This is a genomic window from Microvirga makkahensis (assembly GCF_009830105.1).
Classification (GTDB): domain Bacteria; phylum Pseudomonadota; class Alphaproteobacteria; order Rhizobiales; family Beijerinckiaceae; genus Microvirga; species Microvirga makkahensis.
Window position 1 is genome coordinate 38,655 of record NZ_WURB01000017.1, and the last position, 16,636, is coordinate 55,290.

Below are 16,636 nucleotides of genomic sequence, written 5' to 3' on the forward strand. Positions count from 1 at the left end.
TCTTTCCTCTGCATTGGCCCTCAAGGATCTACGAGACCGGGATCTGGAGGTTCATCAACGGCACATGATGCTGGCAGCCATACATGTCTCCGTCACCCGCCGACCCCTGGGCTCGCGGGCGGATGATAGTTATCTTCATTGCGTTGGCCATCTCGATCTCGAAGAAGGACGAGATCTGGGAGACATCAATCCCATATGCGGCGGCAACACTCTGCGGGTTGATCGCTCCAGTGGAGCGAACGGCCTCATACCGATCCTTGTCCCGGAACAGAACATCGAACGTAATGCGGTATGGGCCAGCGTTCTTGCTGCGCACGATATCGGCGAGATCCTTCAGAGGGCGGGAATTCATGTCAGAGATCCTCGAAATGCACGGGGAATAGCTCAGTCGGCGATTTGACCTTCATCAGGTGATAGGCGCTGAATTCGTAGACGGGGCCGATATCCAAATCCGATGGTGAGTACGGAAAGGCAAGGTTGCCGGAGGTGTTCTTCACGCTGGGATAATGATAGTGCAGCATTGCGCCACTGATCTGGTGGCATGCCGCGTGGGCCAATGCTTGGTCCTTTGCAACGACGTCGATCACGAGCCCGACCTCACGGGCCGGAGTGGATTCCCGCTCCAGCTCCTTCATCACGCCGTCGCGTCCATAGACATGGAAGGTAATCGTCAGTCCTTCCGGAGCGAAGTAGGCATGCGCCTTGGCCTTCACGTCTTCCAGGATGCTGTCGAGCGCACCCACGGTCGTTGGACAGCGAATCCCGGCAATGCAGATCGAACGATACCCAGCAAGACGTGCGCCTTCGAGCTTTACGTAGTAGTCCTCCGTCTCGGTCAGCCTTGCGCCGCGCACGCGGACCTGACGGTCGCCGAGCTGTTCGAAGGAGCAGTCCTTGAGAGAGATTTCGTGGCCGGGACCACCCTGCGTGAAAGGATTCTCACGCTCGTAGAGGGAATGCGCTGCGACCGATTTCACCGATGCCCGCCTCTTCAGGCTGCCCGGCTCGAGCACGAAATGGTCGTCGTAGATCGTGCCGAGCATCACGTCCATCGCAAACGGCTCCGCTGAGAAAGCCCCGCACTCGAGAATCTTCCCCATGTGGATAGCCAACGCGGGATCACTGCCGCGCCAGATCGGATATGAGGCGATGACCGAGTCATCGCAGGCTCGTCCGGCGATGATCACGTCCGCGCCGCCATCAAGGGCTGCACAGATCGGCTCGTGTCCCATCTGGGCAACGAGACTGACCGTCTCGTCGAGCATCTGCTCAGTTAGCGGCATACCGGCCTCGAAATCCTTGACCTCACCCGTGTTGACCGCCTTCTTCGCTCGCTCAATGGGGATGTCGGAATAGATCCAGGCCAGCTTGAAGTTCAGGCCGAGATCTCTCGCGATGCTGCGGACGATCGCGACCGTTCGGTCGACTTGGACACCCGATCCAGCGCCGCCGGCGCTGCCAACGATGACAGGAATTTTGGCCTCACGACCTGCCTGAATAAGCGCCGTCAGCTCGCGCTTGATGCTTACATCTGACACCAGAGGCTTGCCGGAGCCAAGATAGTGCGGTCCGGGATCCGTCGATCCGGCATCAACCGCGATCACCGCTGGCCCGAGCGACATCCCGCGTGACAGCGCATCGTCACCAAAGCCATACCCCAACGTTCCCGTTGGGGTGAGAACCGTAATGGCACCCATAATTCACCTCAAGGCAGACTGCCGATCAACTGAATGGCTCCCGTCAAATACTTTGCTTTTGCATTTGCTTGGTGCGGGAGATTTCGTCTGCATTGAGATCTGACGAAGGTAATCCGTCAAATTGCTTGTTTGGGCTCAGCCATAACCAGGGGATATGGCTGAGCCCAAACGCCCACTATCGTTTTCTGGCGCGCGAATGGACAAAGCCATCTCGGTCAGCTTCTCCGTCAGCCGCTTCTTGACGTGGGCAATGAGTGCCTTTGCTCCGAGGGACGTTTCCCGGAAGGACGGGGTGATAATCCAGATGTCCTGAACGACAGTAGGCAAGAAAGGCTTCACGACAAGTTCATCAGGCCCGAAACCAACTGTGCTGAGCGGATCCACAATGGCAACACCCACCCCGGCCGAGACAAAGGAGCAACAGGCCTCGGTCAGTTGTGCCTTCAGGATAATGTTCCGCTCGACGTCACGATCTGCAAACGCTTGGTCGATCTTGACCTGGGCACGGTCCTCCTCGACGAGGGATACAAATCGCTCGCCCTCCAAGTCACGTGCATCGACAGTCGCCCGTTCCGCCAGTCGATGGCCGGGCGGGAGCACGCAAACAGCCTCCATTGAACAGAGTTTCTCGAACTGCACTCCGGGACGATCCGAGACGGTCATCCCGAAGCCCAGATCGACACCCTGGGAGGCAACCCGATCCACGAGAAGCCAGGAATTGCGACTTGCTATCGTGACCCGGAGTGACGGCTTGGTCTCGATGAATTCGGCTAGAATCGGGGGAAGGACCCGGGTGCCGAGAGACGGAAAGGTGACAAGATTGATCTCACCATAGTCGAACTGTCGTATGGCTCGGGCCCGCGCTGCAACGGAATCGACCCCGAGGAATACACGCTCCACCTCGGAGTAGAGCATCTGGCCCTCGGCGGTGGGGATGACGCCGTTCTTCTGCCGGTGGAAGAGGGTAAAGCCGCAACTACGTTCCAGCAGGTAGATCAGCTTGCTGACTGCTGGCTGGGAAAGATGCAGCTTTTCCGCCGCTCGCGTGAAGCTTCCCAACTCCATGATCGCCTTGAAGGCTTCGAGTTGCCGGATATTCATAACTTCAGGTTATCTCAGCGGTTTGAATTTCGATTTGCCCTGTACCAAAAGACATTTCCTCATAGCGCGTCCAGAGGGCGCATGCCAACAAGAAGGAGGATCAAGAGATGATCACAAGCACACGTAGCGTATTCGCTGCCACGGTCCTGCTGACCGGCGTCGGCAGCGCACTGCCCGCCGCCGCGCAGGAATCTATTACGGTCGCGACCTATGGCGGCGAATGGGGTGCGGCCATGCAGGCCTGCATCATCGATCCGTTCACCCGCGACAGGGGGATCCGGGTCGTCCCCGAACCGGGCGTTTCCGGCGTGACCTTAAGCAAGCTCCGCCAGCAGAAGGACAGCCCCACGTTGGATGTGGTCTGGCTCGATGGCGGCGTATCCGAGATCGCCGCGGCTGACAAGCTCCTGGAGCCGATCGATTCCGCCAAGGTCCCTGCGGTCACCGGCCTCATCCCGGAGGGGGTTTACAAAGACGAGTCGGGAGCGGTCTTCGCGGTCAGCACCGGTTTCTACTCGGTAGGTCTGGCCTACAGCACCAGGGACATCAAGGAGGCACCCACCTCCTGGCTCGATCTTTGGAAGTCTGAGTTTGCCGGTGCGGTCACCTTCCCGAGTCCTGCGAACGCCATGGGCGTGCCGTTCATCGTCCATTTGGCCGGCTTGCTAGGCGGCAGCGTCGAAAACGTGACCCCCGCCTTCGACAAATTGAAGCAGTTGAAGGTTACAGCCTATTTCGACAGCGCGGGCGCGGGAACGAACCTGTTCCAGAGTGGAGAGGTGATCGTAGGAGCCCACTACGCCAACTCAGCATATGCCATGAGGGATCAGAAACTTCCGATTGAGTTCGTGGTCCCTAAGGAAGGCGCTATCGGCGGTGACATACGTCTTCATCTCGTAGCGAACAGCAAGAAGCGGGATGCGGCCGAGAAGTTTGTCAACTACGCGATCGGCAAGGACCCTGCAAAGTGCATGGCGGAGAGGATCTATGTCGGTCCGGCGACCTCGGATGTAGAACTGAGCGACAATGCCAAGCAACGCATGCCGTGGGGTCCTGAGGGTTCGATCAAGAGTCTGGCACTGCCCGATTGGAACAAGATCAATGCGAACCGCGCAGCGATTATCGAGGCGTTCAACCGGAATGTCGCATTGAAGTAACGACTCCTGAACTTGGAGAAGAGATGGCGTGCCATCGGCCCCCATTTTCCTCATCCAGAATGGCAGGCCGGATTATTGTCCGGCCTGTCTCCTCGCTTACTGAAGAAATGACAACTACAGAATGGCCGCTGCCGTTCGCTTGAGGCAACCCGCGGGACCATGGGGCGCTGGCTGGAGAACAAGGATCTGCACAAAGGCGAACCGCTGTTTTCAAGCAGAATCAATCGGCAAAGGCCCATGACGACGCGCCAGCACGCTCGCCTGCTGGGATCCTGGCTTGGCGCGATTGGCCTCGATCCCCTCGCCTACGGCACATATTCACTCCGGCATACCAAAGCTTCTATGATCTATCGGAGAGCCGGCAATCTCCGGGCGGTCCAGCTTCTGCTCGGCCGCACCAAGATCGAGAGCACTGCTCGGTATCTTGGGATTGACGTCGACGTTGCCCTTCTGATTGCGGAGCAGGTTGAGATCTAAAGGTCAGAGGCGGCTCGCCGACGAGCCGCCTTGAGCCCCGCGACGGAGCGAGGTCCGGATCTGAGGCTCAAGCAGCCCCAAGGCAAATGACCGGCGCGTGCCAGATTCAGACCTTCCCGAATAGCGCAGAGCAATCCGTACTGTTTGCGCTTGCGGAGACGTTAGGCGTGTCGATGTGTTGACCGTCCTGACCATGGTCACCGCAAGCCACTGCCGTTGCCGCCCCCATAAGGCAGGGACCCATCCAGCCCTATGCCGCCTTCAGGATACCCGTCTGCTGCGTGACATGGCATATACAACGGCCGCTGGATCGGAGCCGAGTCGGATGCCCGTTCGAGATCCGCCTTTCCTCTCTAAGCGCATCGTGAGGAAAGCCGGGCCAGCTTTCGGCACGATACGACAATTGACGCCGCTATCCGATGGAGTCACTGGATGCCCCAGTTGCTCATACCCCGGGTTCCCATACAAAGGCTCTCGCATTGACCACCCCAGTCCTAAACAACGATTTCTCACCGGTGAGCCCCCTTTCCGAGGCCGATCGGGAGCGCATCCTTGCTGCCGTCGACACGGCCTTCGACGCGCAGGTTCGCTTTCTCTCGGACCTGGTCCGTTGCGTCTCGCTGCGGGGACAGGAAGCCGAAGTCCAGGCCCTCGTCGAAGCAGCACTTCTGGAACGGGGGTATGACGTTGATCGTCAGATGATCGATACCGCGCTGATTGGCCAGCATCCTGCTTTTTCCCCTGCAACGGTCAGCTACGAGGATTCCTGGAATGTGATCGGGATCCACAGCCCAGCGGCCGTCCAAGGACGATCCCTCATCCTGAACGCTCATGTCGATATCGTTCCCGCGGGCGACCCGAAGCGTTGGCAGTATCCGCCCTTCCAGCCGACACGAGACGGCGAGTGGCTGTATGGCCGCGGTTCCGGAGACATGAAGGCAGGCCTGTCCGCGGCGATCTTTGCGCTCGATGCGATTAGGGCCGCGGGGCTCGAACTGACGGCCCCTGTCCAGATCCATTCGGTCGTGGAGGAGGAGATTACCGGAAACGGGGCCGCGATGGCGTTGGTCAGCAACAAGGTGGCCGACGCGGTGCTGATCCCGGAGCCGACCGACGAGAAGCTTGTTCGAGCCAATTCCGGCGTGATCAAGTTCGCGATCACGGTTCATGGCACTCCGGCCCACCCGCGTGAGGTCAGTGGGGGCGTGAGCGCGCTCGACGCGGCGGTGCGGCTCATCGACCGCTTGCGTCAGCTCGAGACTCGCTGGAACGAGGAACGAACGACAAAGCCGTTCTTCGACGACGTGGACAATCCCGCAGCCCTGACGATTGGGACGATCAACGGCGGTGAGTGGATCGCATCGGTTCCGTCATGCTGCCGGTTCGAAGGGCGTATCGGCTTCTATCCCGGTGATGACCCGCAGGAGCGCGTGAAGGAATTCGAGGCCTTTGTCGCCACGGCGGCAGCCGGTGACCCCTTGCTGCAACGCTGCCCGACACCCATCGTGGAGTGGGTCGGTGTCGTGCATGCTGGCTATACGCTTGCTCCTGGGTCTGAAGCCGAGGCCGTTCTTTCCAAGGCTCACGCAACCGCCAATTCACCCGATGCTCCGCCGTTGCAGGCCTATGTCATGGCGTGCTACCTGGATGCCGCCGTGTATTCGGTCCACGCGGGGATACCATCGCTGGTCTATGGTCCCATCGCGGAGAACATCCATGCCATCGATGAGCGGGTGTCCCTTCCCTCGTTGCGACGCGTGACGAAAGCGATCGCCCTGTTCGCAGCGTCGTGGTGCGGCGTTCGCACTGTGAGGGATGCTCTTCAAATCTCTGCCGCAGGTCTTGGAACCTGATTTCGGCCCGAGGCCTCGAACCGGGATCGAAGCACGGCATTTCGGAGACGCATCCCGGACCGGTTCACCGACTCAAGGTCCGCTCAGGGTCAGGCAACGAAATTCGTGAACGCGTAGGAAAGTCCGGTTACGCGAGGATTGCTGCCTTCGAGCCTAGGTCTCAGGCTTGCCAATCAGAGACATTCCGGTCTCACCATGCTGCTCGCAGGAAACTCTCCACGGGTCATTGGCATTTCCGCTCAAGGTCCCTTTTGTCGCCAAACGAGCGATACACAGGATCATTCCATGGCAGTTCTAGACGGCCTCACCCTGCGAGGTGATCCGCAGACTACTGTCCCGAGGAGGTAGAAGGCTGGTGCCTGATCGGCCTTGGGAGTATCCTGCTCATCGCTATCCCTGTTCCGCCGAAAGCGATCTGCGCCAGAGCCTAGGGAGGTGACAATGCCTGACGTCACATGGACGATCAAAGGGCGCGAGTTCATCCATTGTAATTGCGACTATGGCTGCCCCTGCCAGTTCAATGCCCGGCCATCCCACGGCCATTGCCACGCCGTTGCCGGAATCGAAATCGCGGAAGGCTACCACGGCAACACAAAGCTCGATGGCCTCAAGGTAGCCTGTGTCCTTGCCTGGCCGGGTGCGATTCACGAGGGGCGAGGCCACGCGACGCCCATTGTCGACGGACGGGCGACACCAGAGCAGCGCGAGGCACTCCTGCGCATCATGAGCGGCGAAGATACCGAGCCCGGAGCCACCTTCTTCCAGGTTTTTGCCTCAACCTACGAGAAGGTGAACGATCCGATCTTTGCCCGGATCGACCTCGAGATCGACGTCGATGGCCGCACGGCGCGCCTCCGGGTGCCGGGCGTGATCGACGCAAGGGGTGAGCCGATTCTCAATCCAGTCACGGGGCAGCCGCACCAGGCGCGGATCAATCTTCCCAATGGCTTCGAGTACACCGTGGCCGAGATTGGCCGAGGCTGGGGAACGGCAACAGGCGCCATCGAACTCAATCTGGAAGACTCCCACGCCCACTTCGCTCATCTTCACATGACAGGGTCTGGAGTGGTGCGGCCAACCCCATGACGGATGCGGCTCTCGAACTCGTACTGCGGCGGGACCGTGCGGTGGTCTTGGCCGCGCTCGGTGCCCTCGCAGCGCTCGCTTGGGCTTATATCCTGTGGCTTGCCGCTGCCATGGAGGCCGATCATGCGGCGAAGACCGACATGTCCGGGATGGGGATGGCGGGAATGGATATGGCTGAAATGGCCGGACCCAGCCTGCGCGCCTGGGGCGCCACCGAGTTCGGGTTCATGTTCGTCATGTGGGCCGTCATGATGGTCGGCATGATGCTGCCGTCTGCGGCTCCGATGGTCCTGATTTATGCCAGCGTGGCGCGTCAGGCTCAGGCTCGTCATAAGCCTTTTGCCGCCACGGCCTGGTTTGCAGGAGGCTATCTCCTCGCCTGGACTATCTTCGCTCTCGTTGCCACGCTGGTGCAGTGGTTGCTTGAGCACGCTCTCCTGCTGACCCCGATGATGGTCAGCGCGAGCACCGCGCTTGGTGGCGCGATCCTGATGGCTGCGGGCGTCTACCAGTGGACGCCGCTCAAGGACGCCTGCCTGTCGCAATGCCAGTCCCCGCTCCTCTTCATTCAGCGGCATGGCGGGTTCCGCAATGAGCCGTGGGCGGCGCTCAGGCTTGGAACGGGGCATGGTCTTTACTGCATTGGGTGCTGCTGGGCGCTGATGGCGCTGCTTTTCGTGGGTGGGGTGATGAATGTGCTGTGGATCACCGGCATCGCGATCCTTGTCCTCGTCGAGAAGATCACCCCAGCGGGATGGTGGATAGCGCGGATCACTGGGGCAGCCTTCATAGGGGCCGGCGCTTGGCTCCTCGCCCTTGCATTGTGACGGAAAGGCTCTTCAGGACCTTCCCTGGAGGAACTTCCGCTTTGGAGCCGCAAACTCACCTATGCGCAAAGCCTCCGATGTGTCACGACCGGACCTTAACGGCTGGGTTGATCTAGGCGGTGGGCCGAACTGCTACACGGTCAGGATTGTTGATCCAGTGGTCTTGCGAGCTTGCAGATCCTGATGGGCCTTGGCCGCTTCCCGTAACGGATAGGTTTGGTTGACCTCGATCTTAACCGTGCCAGAGAGCACGACATCGAACAAATCCTGGGCCATGGCCAGAAGATCGGCCCGCTTTGCAGCATAGGTTCCCAAGGTAGGGCGTGTCACATACAGCGAGCCCTTCTGTGCCAGGATGCCCAGATTGAGCGGTTCGACAGCCCCGGAGGACTGCCCGAAGAGCACCATGAGCCCTCGCGGGGCGAGACAATCCAAGGAGGCGGCAAAGGTATCCTTTCCAACCGAGTCGTACACGACCGGAACCATGCTGCCGTCGGTGATCTCCCTCACCCGCTCGACGAAGTCCTCGCGCGTGTAGACAATGGTATGGTCGCAGCCATGAGCCTTGGCGAGTTCCGCCTTCTTGTCACTCCCGACGGTGCCGATGATCGTGGCTCCCAGCGACTTGGCCCACTGGCAGGCAATGAGGCCGACGCCACCAGCCGCCGCATGGAACAGGATGGTGTCGCCTTCCTTGACCTTGTAGGTCTGCCGGATGAGGTACTGGGCCGTCATGCCTTTCAGCATCATCGCGGTCGCCTGCTGATCGGAGATACCGTCCGGCAGCACGACCAGGCGATCCGCCGGCATGACCCGCTCTTCGGAATAAGCGCCTTGGGGGCCGCCCGAATAGGCAACTCTGTCGCCGACCTTCACGTCCGTCACGCCCGGACCAACCGCCTCGACCACACCAGCGGCCTCCGTGCCGAGGCCGCTCGGCAGGGAGGCTGGATAGGCGCCAGAGCGCAAATAGGTATCGACGTAATTGAGACCGATAGCCGTGTGCCGGACACGAGCTTCACCTGGCCCGGGCTGGCCGACGTCAACTTCCTCCCAGACGAGAACCTCAGGTCCTCCGGTCTCATGGAAGCGCATTGCGTGGGTCATGATGTCGTTCCCTTAGGTGCCGATTTGCGGCTCCAGCTTAGGAGAAGGGCGAAGGTCTGCAAGGGGTCAGGAACCGAGATTCCATGCGTTTTCGGAACGTCCGGTTCGATGGGGATTGCTGCCTTCGGGTTAAGGTCTCAGACGTCCCAGAAGGCGACCTTCTGCGCTCACAAACGGAAGCCTTTTATGGAATGAAGCTGCCTGTACCCTTCAAGGTTTGCAAAGCCTCTTCCACGCGACTGCGGGCTTCCTGAGGCAACGGCAGGATCGGGCGCGGCGGCTCGATCCTGGCAAGACCGAGAAGGTCTGCCATCACGTACATCACGCGAAAGCTGCCGAACACCCTGAACAGATCCCACAGCGGCTGAAAGGCATCGTTGATGCGTGCGGCTTTCGAACCGTCGCCCGCTTGCGCCGCGCGTGTGAGTGCCAAAGCGGAAGCGGGTAGCAGGCCCGCGACCACGCTGTACCAGGCGTCACAGCCGGCCAGCAGGGCATCGGCGGCACCCCAGTCACCACTGTAGCCAATGGCAAACCCGTCAGGGGTGATCGCCCGCAGCCGCTTCATCTCGCCGCTGAAGTCGCCGTTCGCAGGCAGCGGCATCTTCACTGCCGCCACGTTCGGGAGCTTCGCCAGACGGGCAATCAAATCATCGCCAAAGGTGAATTTCGTGGTGCTCGGGTTGTTGTAGATGCACAGGGGCAGCCCGCCCGCTTCGGCCACGGCCGAGAAGTGCTGGAACACCTCCTCGTCGGTCAGGGGTGTGTAGGACATCGGAGCGAGCAGCAGGCCATCAGCCCCTGCCGCCTTGGCGTCCCGGGCGAGCGTCTCGGCCTCGTCGGTCCGGAGCGCGCCCACTCCGACGATGATTGGGATCTTGCCACCGCCGCACTCCACCGCCACCCGCACGGCGCGCTGGCGTGCCTCCCGGCTCAGGTAGGCATAGCCGCCGGTGCTGCCGAGCAGGCCGATGGAATCCGCCCCTGCCGCCTGGATGCGCTCGAGGAAACGGCCCAGCACGTCAGCTTGCAGATGCCCTGCGGCATCGGTCGGCGTCAGGGGAAAGGCCGAAAGGCCGCTGAACAGTCTCAGGGTCTCCTGTGTGGTCATCATGTGCGGGCCAGAAGCAGGCGCAGTCCTGCAAAACCGAAGACAATAGAGAGGGCGCCCTCGATCCAGCGGCGGGCGCGGCGATACAGGCGCACCATCGGCGTGGTCGAGAACAGGACGGCATAGCCGCAAAAGATCGTCACGCTCAGCACTGCGCATCCACCAAGGATCACGGCAACGCCCTGCCAGGATGCATCGGAGCCAAGACCAAGCGTTACTAAGGCGATCCAGGCCAGAACGGACTTCGGGTTGCCGAGGTGCATCAACAGCCCCTGCCTGTACAGCGCCGTCCTGGATGAAGCGGGCGTAAATGCTCCTGCCGTGGCTTGCTCTTCCGGGATCAAGGCGGCTCGTCCGGCCCTGAAGGCGAGAAACAAGAGGTAGAGGCCGCCGAAGATCTTGAGGGCGGTCAGCACCTCGGCATAGCGGGTGAGGAGAACGGAGATCCCCGTTGCCGCCATCATGCCCCAGAAGATGGAACCGGTGACGACCCCCGCGGCCAGCGTGAGTGCCGCCTGGCGGCCTTGCTGCATTGCCACGCCCATGATGCGCATGTTGCTGGGGCCAGGGCTGCCCGCCGCGATGACATACGTGGCGTAGACAAGTAGGAGGTGTTGAAGTTCGGTATTCACTGGTTCCCCATCTCCAGGTCCGGCACGATCATAGGTATCAGGTCGACGGGCGTCCGGCGAGGGCCAGGCCGATGCCGAGTGCGACCATGGCAGCTCCCGAGCCCTCCCGCAGGCGGCGGATCAAAGTGGGACGGGCCGTGGCCCCTGCCCGGATGCCGCCCGCCGCGAAGGCAACGACGACATCGGCGAGAGTGTTGAGGGCAACGGAGACAAAGCCGAGGACGGCGAATTGCAGGGCCACGTTGCCAGCGGCCGGATCCACGAACTGGGGCACGAAGGCCAGGAAGAAGGCGGCTGTCTTGGGGTTCAAGGCCTCCACCAGCACCCCTTCCCGGAAAGCCCGGCGCGCACCGACGGGCGGTGCCACCGTCCCGCCCGCCAAGGCCGCCAACCCGTCTCGGCGTGCGGCCTGGAAGGTCCGCCAGCCGATCAGACCAAGTAGGCGGCGCCCGCGAGCTTCAGGACCGTGAACAGCTCCGCACTCGCCAGCACGATGGCAGAGACACCCAGGCTGCCTGCGAGGACATGAACCATGCCGCCCAATCCAGTACCGAAGCTGGAGGCGATGCCTTCCGCCCGACCGCCTGCGAGGGTACGGACAGCAACGTAGAAGATGCCGGGTCCAGGCGTGATGGCGAGCACGAAGGCTGCGGCGAGGAACAGGGCGAGTTGGGTGATGTCCGGCATCGGCACTTTCCAGCATGTCTGAGGCTCAGCACCGACACGAAGCCCACGAGATGAAGGCTGATCATGGCGAACGCTGTTGGGATCGCCCTTCCTTAGGCGGCATGCCATGATTAGGACAGTTAAACTTCCTCAGCCCGCATTAGAGCCTCTAATCCATGCTCGACTACGCCCAACTCTCGGCCCTGTTCCTCGCCGCAGCCGTCGTCCGAGCCGGCAGCTTCGAGCGGGCTGCGCAACAGCTCAACGTCACGCCCTCTGCCATCTCGCAGAGGGTGAAGCTGCTCGAGGAACGCCTCGGGGTCGTACTTGTGGTCCGGGGTCAGCCCTGCACGGCAACCGACGTTTGCCAGCGCCTGTGCCAACATGTCGAGCAGGTTGCGCTGCTGGAGAACTCCTTGCAGGAAAGCTTGCCAAGCCTTCAGGCCAAAAGCCAGCCCGCGACCCTGCGGATTGCCGTGAATGCCGACAGTCTCGCGACCTGGTTCATCAAAGCCATGGCGAGGACCGAAGGATACCTGTTCGATCTGGTGCTGGACGATGAGGAACACAGCGCGGACTGGTTGCGGCGCGGCGAGGTGGTGGCGGCCGTGACGGGGCACAGCACGCCAATCCAAGGATGTGACTGCCATTCCCTGGGCGCCCAACGCTATGTTGCGACTACAAGCCCGGAGTATTGTGCCCGGTGGTTTACGGACGGATTCAACGAGGCCGCGGCGGTACGGGCTCCATGTCTGATCTTCAACCAGAAGGATCGGCTCCAGGCGGAGTGACTACGGCAGGTGCTGGGAGCCGATGTTCATCCCCCGCTGCACTGGCTGCCCTCCTCCCAGGCCTTTGTGGATGCGGCCCTGGCCGGGATCGGCTGGGGCATGAACCCGGAGCCGCTCGTGATCGACCACCTTCGCGCCGGCAGGCTGGTCGCGCTCAGGCCGGACCGGCCCCTGGATGTTCCGCTGTTCTGGCAGCAGAGCCGCATTGTGAGCCCTGTGCTCGGTAATGTGGCTCGTGCTGTCGTGCATGAGGCCAGGACGATGCTGGTGCAGACGTCATTCGAGCGGCGATCCAGGGCTCCGTGACTTGGACAGCGTTTGCGCCTCACCACGATACCAGCTTTGAATGTCTGAAACGGGTCAGGCAGTGAACTTCGCCACCTTCTCGGAATGTCTGGTGCTTCCCCTGTCAGCGGACATTTGGCTGCCACTCACAGATCGCAGGGTTCAAACATCAACAGCCCAACTGGCCTAGGATAAGCGGTCAACGAGTGCTCTTCACTAAGGCGAGGAGGCAGGTCGCTTCCACGTCGCCACTTCTTGAAGCGCGTTGGAGTAGTTGCTCGATGGTTTCGTCATCACCAGGCGAATGCCTGTCGCAGACGGCAAGGACCTGCTCGTACAGATCTCGACCCGCTGGCTCGATGCCCCACACCGAGGCGAACCCAGCCCTGACCTCCTCCAAGGAGGCGTCGGGTACGTCCGCTGCCACAAACGGGTAGGCAAGCTCAAACAAACCGCCGGCGCCCACCGTCGTGTGTTCTTCTGCAAGTGCCCCGATGGCCCGCTCGATCGCTTCCTGGATCAGCTGTTCACGCTCATGGGTCATGGGGGGCACCTCCACCGGCTGTAAACGTCAGAATACCCGAGCACCGGTCACCGGTATGCGGGATCTTTGCAGGTGTTGGCCTCCGAGAACACGGCCGGCTGTCGCTCGAGCCCCCACACCCACTCGCCCGCTCGCTCCGGGTGGGCTTGGAAGTGGGCATTGCGCTCGACAAAGTAACGGTCGATCGCCGCCTTGGCCTCCTCCGCAGACGGGTAGTTGCTGTTGTGGATGACGGCACGCGCCATGCCGCTGAAGACGGCTTCAATGACATTCAGAAACGGAGCACAGGATGGCAGCGGCACAGCCTTGATCTGCGGTCCGCCCCTAACCTGAGCGTCGGCATTGTGCTGCGCCAGCCAGTCCCTGAGCTGGTTCGACGTATGCCAGGAAGCCGCGTCCCAGGACAGGTAAAGCTGACGGCAGGCGGCATACTTCGTGACGAGGATCTCTGTCAGCCGGATCATCTCGGCCGTGTTCTTTCTTTCGCTGTAGACATAAGTGACCTGGTTCTTCGACAACTCCAGGGCCGCCGTGAGGATCAGCGTGCCGCGCGCCTTCTGCCGTGCGGGGACGGTTCGTACCGTACCAGGGGGTGTCAGGGCTCTGCCGCCCTGCCGCCGCACAATGAACGGCCCGAACTCATCGATCGAGAAGAAGGCTTCGTCAGCTTGCAGTGATGCGAGGGTTGAGCGCAGGGTCCGAACCTTCTCAGAGTAGTCCGGGTCTGTCGATGTGAGCACCTTACGAGCTTTGCGCCAGCGCCAGCCTGCCTGGTGTGTGATCTTGCGGATCGTATCCCGACACACAGGGCTCCCTTTCTCTGCGAGAGCGTGCTGCAACGTGCCCATGGTCCAGGCCGTCCGATTGATGCCGTAGTTGAGTGGCGGCTCATGGAGGATCGTGAAGATAAGACTCTTTAGTGACTCGCTATCAACCTTCCTGCGGGGTGGGGCCCGGGGTGCAAACAGGGCTGATGCGCCGCCCCGGCCATAAGCCTGACAGTAGCTGCGGTACGTCTTCTTCTCGATGCCGAGAAAGGCGCAGATCGCAGTCGACGGCCAGCCGCGTAAGCTGCCGAGGACCACCAGCGCCCGATTGCGTGTGTGGCGGTCCCCGTCATGAAGCCGGCCCAGCAGCACGTCGAGGTTCGGCACCTGGCCCAGTTCCCGCCGCAGGTCGGCTGCTGGCATCCTGTGTTGCAGAAGCTGACGCAACCACGTGAAGGCAGCCTGCCGCGTCACCTCCTTGTGCGTCTTGCGAACTCTGGACGATGCAAGGTTCTGCCGTTCGTTCGCTCGACACTGTCGGGCCACACGCATCAGAAGGTTGACGGCGGATTGTTTGTCCAAGCCTCGGATCTCATCATAGGCGGCTTCCCACAGCATGCGATCGGTCGGCTTGAGCGATCTGATGTAGTTTCGGACGGTGTCGTACCCTCCGTTGAAGCCCTGCTGGCGAATGTGCCTGTAGATCTCGCGGTAGGATGAACTTGGATGTTCCGCGCTCGACGCCATCTGCCGGATTGTCTGCAAGTATGGTCCCAGTTTGGGAAAGACCCGCTCTCGCGGGCCATAGGGCACCGGCTGCCGCTCGCGCAGCATCTTGCGCACCGTATTCATGCTGATGCCAGTCTCGCGCGCGACCTGGCTGCGCAAGGCCCCTTCGACCAGAACCCGGTATCGGATCCGCGCCCATTGCTCAGGGTCGCTGTACATGAGGTGACCTCACGCGCGATGGTGCTCGCTCACGGAGCAATTGTAACAGAATTCAGACAAGAAGTGAATTCTGCGCGGCCGGGCCGCCGCACGCATTCCGCTGCTAACAACCTCCCGTGGAATGGTCCGTGGTTTTGACCAGAGCTAGGAGGCCTGGCAGTGACTCTCGGGTCAAGCGCTGAGTTTCGCTCACTGGGAAACCCCTCGTCTTTTCAGAAGGTCCGATTTGAGTTGCTGAAGCGGACCTGCGGCCACATTGACCTGTCGGGGCGACAATCCTACGGAATCTTTGGTACGGGCAGCGAATCTGCCTGTTCTGGTACCGAACCGGCTGAACGCATTTGCAGAGGACCGCCTCATGAAGAAGATTGGCTTTCTCTCGTTCGGGCACTGGTCGCCCTCACCGCAGTCACAGACACGGTCAGCCCGTGATGCTCTCCTCCAGTCCATCGATCTTGCCGTGGCGGCCGAAGAGCTTGGCGCAGACGGCGCCTACTTCCGCGTCCACCACTTCGCGCGCCAGCTCGCTTCGCCCTTCCCGCTGCTGGCGGCCATCGGCGCGAGGACAAGCCGCATCGAGATCGGTACAGCCGTTATCGACATGCGCTACGAGAACCCTCTCTACATGGCTGAGGATGCCGGCGCGGCCGATCTGATCAGCGGCGGGCGCATTCAGCTCGGAATCAGCCGCGGTTCGCCTGAGCAGGTGATCGATGGCTGGCGCTATTTTGGCTACGCGCCCGAGGAGGGCAAAAGCGACGCCGACATGGCCCGCCATCATGCAGAGGTGTTTCTCAACGTCCTCGAGGGCGAGGGCTTTGCTGAGCCGAACCCACGCCCGATGTTTCCCAACCCGCCCGGCCTGCTGCGCCCCGAGCCGCATTCGGAAGGTCTTCGCGAGCGCATCTGGTGGGGGGCTGCCTCCAATGCGACTGCCGTATGGGCGGCGCAGCGGGGCATGAACCTCCAGAGTTCCACCCTGAAAGAAGACGAGACGGGCGAGCCTTTCCACATCCAGCAGGCAAAGCAGATCCGCCGCTATAGGGAAGCATGGAAAGAGGCGGGGCATGCCCGCGAGCCCCGCATCTCGGTTTCGCGCTCGATCTTCGCGCTCGTGAACGACCGCGACCGCGCTTATTTCGGGCACGGCAAGGACAGCGACCAGATCGGCGTCCTCGACAACATGCGCGCGATCTTCGGCCGTTCCTACGCTGGAGAGCCGGACCAGCTCGTGAACGAACTCAAGGCGGATGAGGCGGTTGCAGAGGCTGATACGCTGCTTCTGACCGTGCCGAACCAGCTCGGCGTCGCCTACAATGTCCATATCATCGAGACGATCCTGAAGCATGTGGCTCCCGCACTGGGATGGCGATGACGATCGGCCCGTGGTTCAGCCGCTCCAACAAATCGTCGTGATCTTGAGGCCAACCGCCCGGATGTCTCCATTTGGATCAGAGCAGGAGATTGGCGAAAGGAAAGGAACGTCTGGCCAACTCTGGTAAGCTAACGAAGATTCTAAGGGGCGCCGGATCTGATCTCCTGTTGGCTGGTACGGCCATGTTTCATGGCGGGGGCTTCTCTTCAGGA

14 protein-coding genes and 2 pseudogenes are annotated in these 16,636 nt (G+C 61.5%); 7 read left to right on the forward strand and 9 right to left on the reverse strand.

Going from position 1 to position 16,636, the window contains the following annotated elements:
- Positions 1 to 28: 28 nt before the first annotated feature.
- The 3 genes from GR328_RS19030 to GR328_RS19040 all read right to left on the reverse strand — a co-directional run bounded on the left by GR328_RS19030 (position 29) and on the right by GR328_RS19040 (position 2,798).
- On the reverse strand, positions 29 to 352 hold the full coding sequence (locus GR328_RS19030) for a DUF4387 domain-containing protein (protein ID WP_160886598.1): 324 nt from the start codon (positions 350 to 352) through the stop codon (positions 29 to 31).
- Between the two features lies 1 nt (position 353).
- Positions 354 to 1,697 (reverse strand): acyclic terpene utilization AtuA family protein, encoded by a 1,344-nt coding sequence (locus GR328_RS19035; protein WP_160886600.1) that lies wholly within the window; start codon positions 1,695 to 1,697, stop codon positions 354 to 356.
- Positions 1,698 to 1,832: 135 nt separating this feature from the next.
- Positions 1,833 to 2,798: a LysR substrate-binding domain-containing protein gene (locus tag GR328_RS19040; protein ID WP_160886602.1), complete on the reverse strand. Its 966-nt coding sequence runs from the start codon at positions 2,796 to 2,798 to the stop codon at positions 1,833 to 1,835.
- A gap of 107 nt (positions 2,799 to 2,905) precedes the next feature.
- Between GR328_RS19040 and GR328_RS19045 the strand changes: the two genes are divergently transcribed.
- From GR328_RS19045 to GR328_RS19065, 5 genes are all read left to right on the forward strand, one after another.
- Complete coding sequence (locus GR328_RS19045) at positions 2,906 to 3,955, forward strand: ABC transporter substrate-binding protein (protein WP_160886604.1); 1,050 nt, start codon at positions 2,906 to 2,908, stop codon at positions 3,953 to 3,955.
- A gap of 159 nt (positions 3,956 to 4,114) precedes the next feature.
- The gene (locus GR328_RS19050) at positions 4,115 to 4,432 is read left to right on the forward strand and encodes a tyrosine-type recombinase/integrase (protein WP_160886606.1); all 318 of its coding nucleotides are present in this window, start codon (positions 4,115 to 4,117) and stop codon (positions 4,430 to 4,432) included.
- Between the two features lie 515 nt (positions 4,433 to 4,947).
- Positions 4,948 to 6,285, forward strand: coding sequence for an ArgE/DapE family deacylase (locus GR328_RS19055; RefSeq protein WP_343039428.1), 1,338 nt, complete (start codon positions 4,948 to 4,950; stop codon positions 6,283 to 6,285).
- 441 nt (positions 6,286 to 6,726) lie between these two features.
- Positions 6,727 to 7,371: a DUF1326 domain-containing protein gene (locus tag GR328_RS19060; protein WP_160886610.1), complete on the forward strand. Its 645-nt coding sequence runs from the start codon at positions 6,727 to 6,729 to the stop codon at positions 7,369 to 7,371.
- Positions 7,368 to 8,198: a DUF2182 domain-containing protein gene (locus GR328_RS19065; RefSeq protein ID WP_160886612.1), complete on the forward strand. Its 831-nt coding sequence runs from the start codon at positions 7,368 to 7,370 to the stop codon at positions 8,196 to 8,198. The genes GR328_RS19060 and GR328_RS19065 overlap by 4 nt, the downstream gene beginning before the upstream one ends.
- 132 nt (positions 8,199 to 8,330) lie before the next feature.
- Here the strand turns inward: GR328_RS19065 and GR328_RS19070 are convergent, their stop codons facing one another.
- From GR328_RS19070 to GR328_RS19085, 4 genes and pseudogenes are all read right to left on the reverse strand, one after another.
- Positions 8,331 to 9,305: a quinone oxidoreductase family protein gene (locus GR328_RS19070; protein WP_160886614.1), complete on the reverse strand. Its 975-nt coding sequence runs from the start codon at positions 9,303 to 9,305 to the stop codon at positions 8,331 to 8,333.
- 184 nt (positions 9,306 to 9,489) lie between these two features.
- On the reverse strand, positions 9,490 to 10,398 hold the full coding sequence (locus GR328_RS19075) for a dihydrodipicolinate synthase family protein (protein WP_160886660.1): 909 nt from the start codon (positions 10,396 to 10,398) through the stop codon (positions 9,490 to 9,492).
- 17 nt (positions 10,399 to 10,415) lie between these two features.
- On the reverse strand, positions 10,416 to 11,048 hold the full coding sequence (locus tag GR328_RS19080) for a LysE family transporter (protein WP_160886616.1): 633 nt from the start codon (positions 11,046 to 11,048) through the stop codon (positions 10,416 to 10,418).
- A 37-nt stretch (positions 11,049 to 11,085) separates the two neighbouring features.
- Positions 11,086 to 11,735, reverse strand: a pseudogene (locus GR328_RS19085) (LysE family translocator).
- Between the two features lie 155 nt (positions 11,736 to 11,890).
- On the opposite strand from GR328_RS19085, the pseudogene GR328_RS19090 reads away from it, so the two are divergent.
- Positions 11,891 to 12,811, forward strand: a pseudogene (locus tag GR328_RS19090) (LysR family transcriptional regulator ArgP).
- A 178-nt stretch (positions 12,812 to 12,989) separates the two neighbouring features.
- On the opposite strand, the gene GR328_RS19100 reads toward GR328_RS19090, so the two are convergent.
- Both GR328_RS19100 and GR328_RS27545 read right to left on the reverse strand, forming a co-directional pair.
- The gene (locus GR328_RS19100; RefSeq protein WP_160886622.1) at positions 12,990 to 13,334 is read right to left on the reverse strand and encodes a hypothetical protein; all 345 of its coding nucleotides are present in this window, start codon (positions 13,332 to 13,334) and stop codon (positions 12,990 to 12,992) included.
- Positions 13,335 to 13,381: 47 nt separating this feature from the next.
- On the reverse strand, positions 13,382 to 15,049 hold the full coding sequence (locus GR328_RS27545; protein WP_246215970.1) for an IS630 family transposase: 1,668 nt from the start codon (positions 15,047 to 15,049) through the stop codon (positions 13,382 to 13,384).
- A gap of 358 nt (positions 15,050 to 15,407) precedes the next feature.
- On the opposite strand from GR328_RS27545, the gene GR328_RS19110 reads away from it, so the two are divergent.
- Entirely contained in the window at positions 15,408 to 16,424 is a 1,017-nt protein-coding gene (locus GR328_RS19110; RefSeq protein WP_160886624.1) for an LLM class flavin-dependent oxidoreductase, read from the forward strand.
- Positions 16,425 to 16,636 lie beyond the last annotated feature (212 nt).

Bases quoted from the DNA above. Each gene is read 5' to 3' on its own strand.
- GR328_RS19030 (WP_160886598.1), bottom strand. From the start codon at position 352: ATGAATTCCCGCCCTCTGAAGGATCTCGCCGATATCGTGCGCAGCAAG.
- GR328_RS19035 (WP_160886600.1), bottom strand. From the start codon at position 1,697: ATGGGTGCCATTACGGTTCTCACCCCAACGGGAACGTTGGGGTATGGC.
- GR328_RS19040 (WP_160886602.1), bottom strand. From the start codon at position 2,798: ATGAATATCCGGCAACTCGAAGCCTTCAAGGCGATCATGGAGTTGGGA.
- GR328_RS19045 (WP_160886604.1), top strand. From the start codon at position 2,906: ATGATCACAAGCACACGTAGCGTATTCGCTGCCACGGTCCTGCTGACC.
- GR328_RS19050 (WP_160886606.1), top strand. From the start codon at position 4,115: ATGGGGCGCTGGCTGGAGAACAAGGATCTGCACAAAGGCGAACCGCTG.
- GR328_RS19060 (WP_160886610.1), top strand. From the start codon at position 6,727: ATGCCTGACGTCACATGGACGATCAAAGGGCGCGAGTTCATCCATTGT.
- GR328_RS19065 (WP_160886612.1), top strand. From the start codon at position 7,368: ATGACGGATGCGGCTCTCGAACTCGTACTGCGGCGGGACCGTGCGGTG.
- GR328_RS19070 (WP_160886614.1), bottom strand. From the start codon at position 9,305: ATGACCCACGCAATGCGCTTCCATGAGACCGGAGGACCTGAGGTTCTC.
- GR328_RS19100 (WP_160886622.1), bottom strand. From the start codon at position 13,334: ATGACCCATGAGCGTGAACAGCTGATCCAGGAAGCGATCGAGCGGGCC.
- GR328_RS27545 (WP_246215970.1), bottom strand. From the start codon at position 15,049: ATGTACAGCGACCCTGAGCAATGGGCGCGGATCCGATACCGGGTTCTG.
- GR328_RS19110 (WP_160886624.1), top strand. From the start codon at position 15,408: ATGAAGAAGATTGGCTTTCTCTCGTTCGGGCACTGGTCGCCCTCACCG.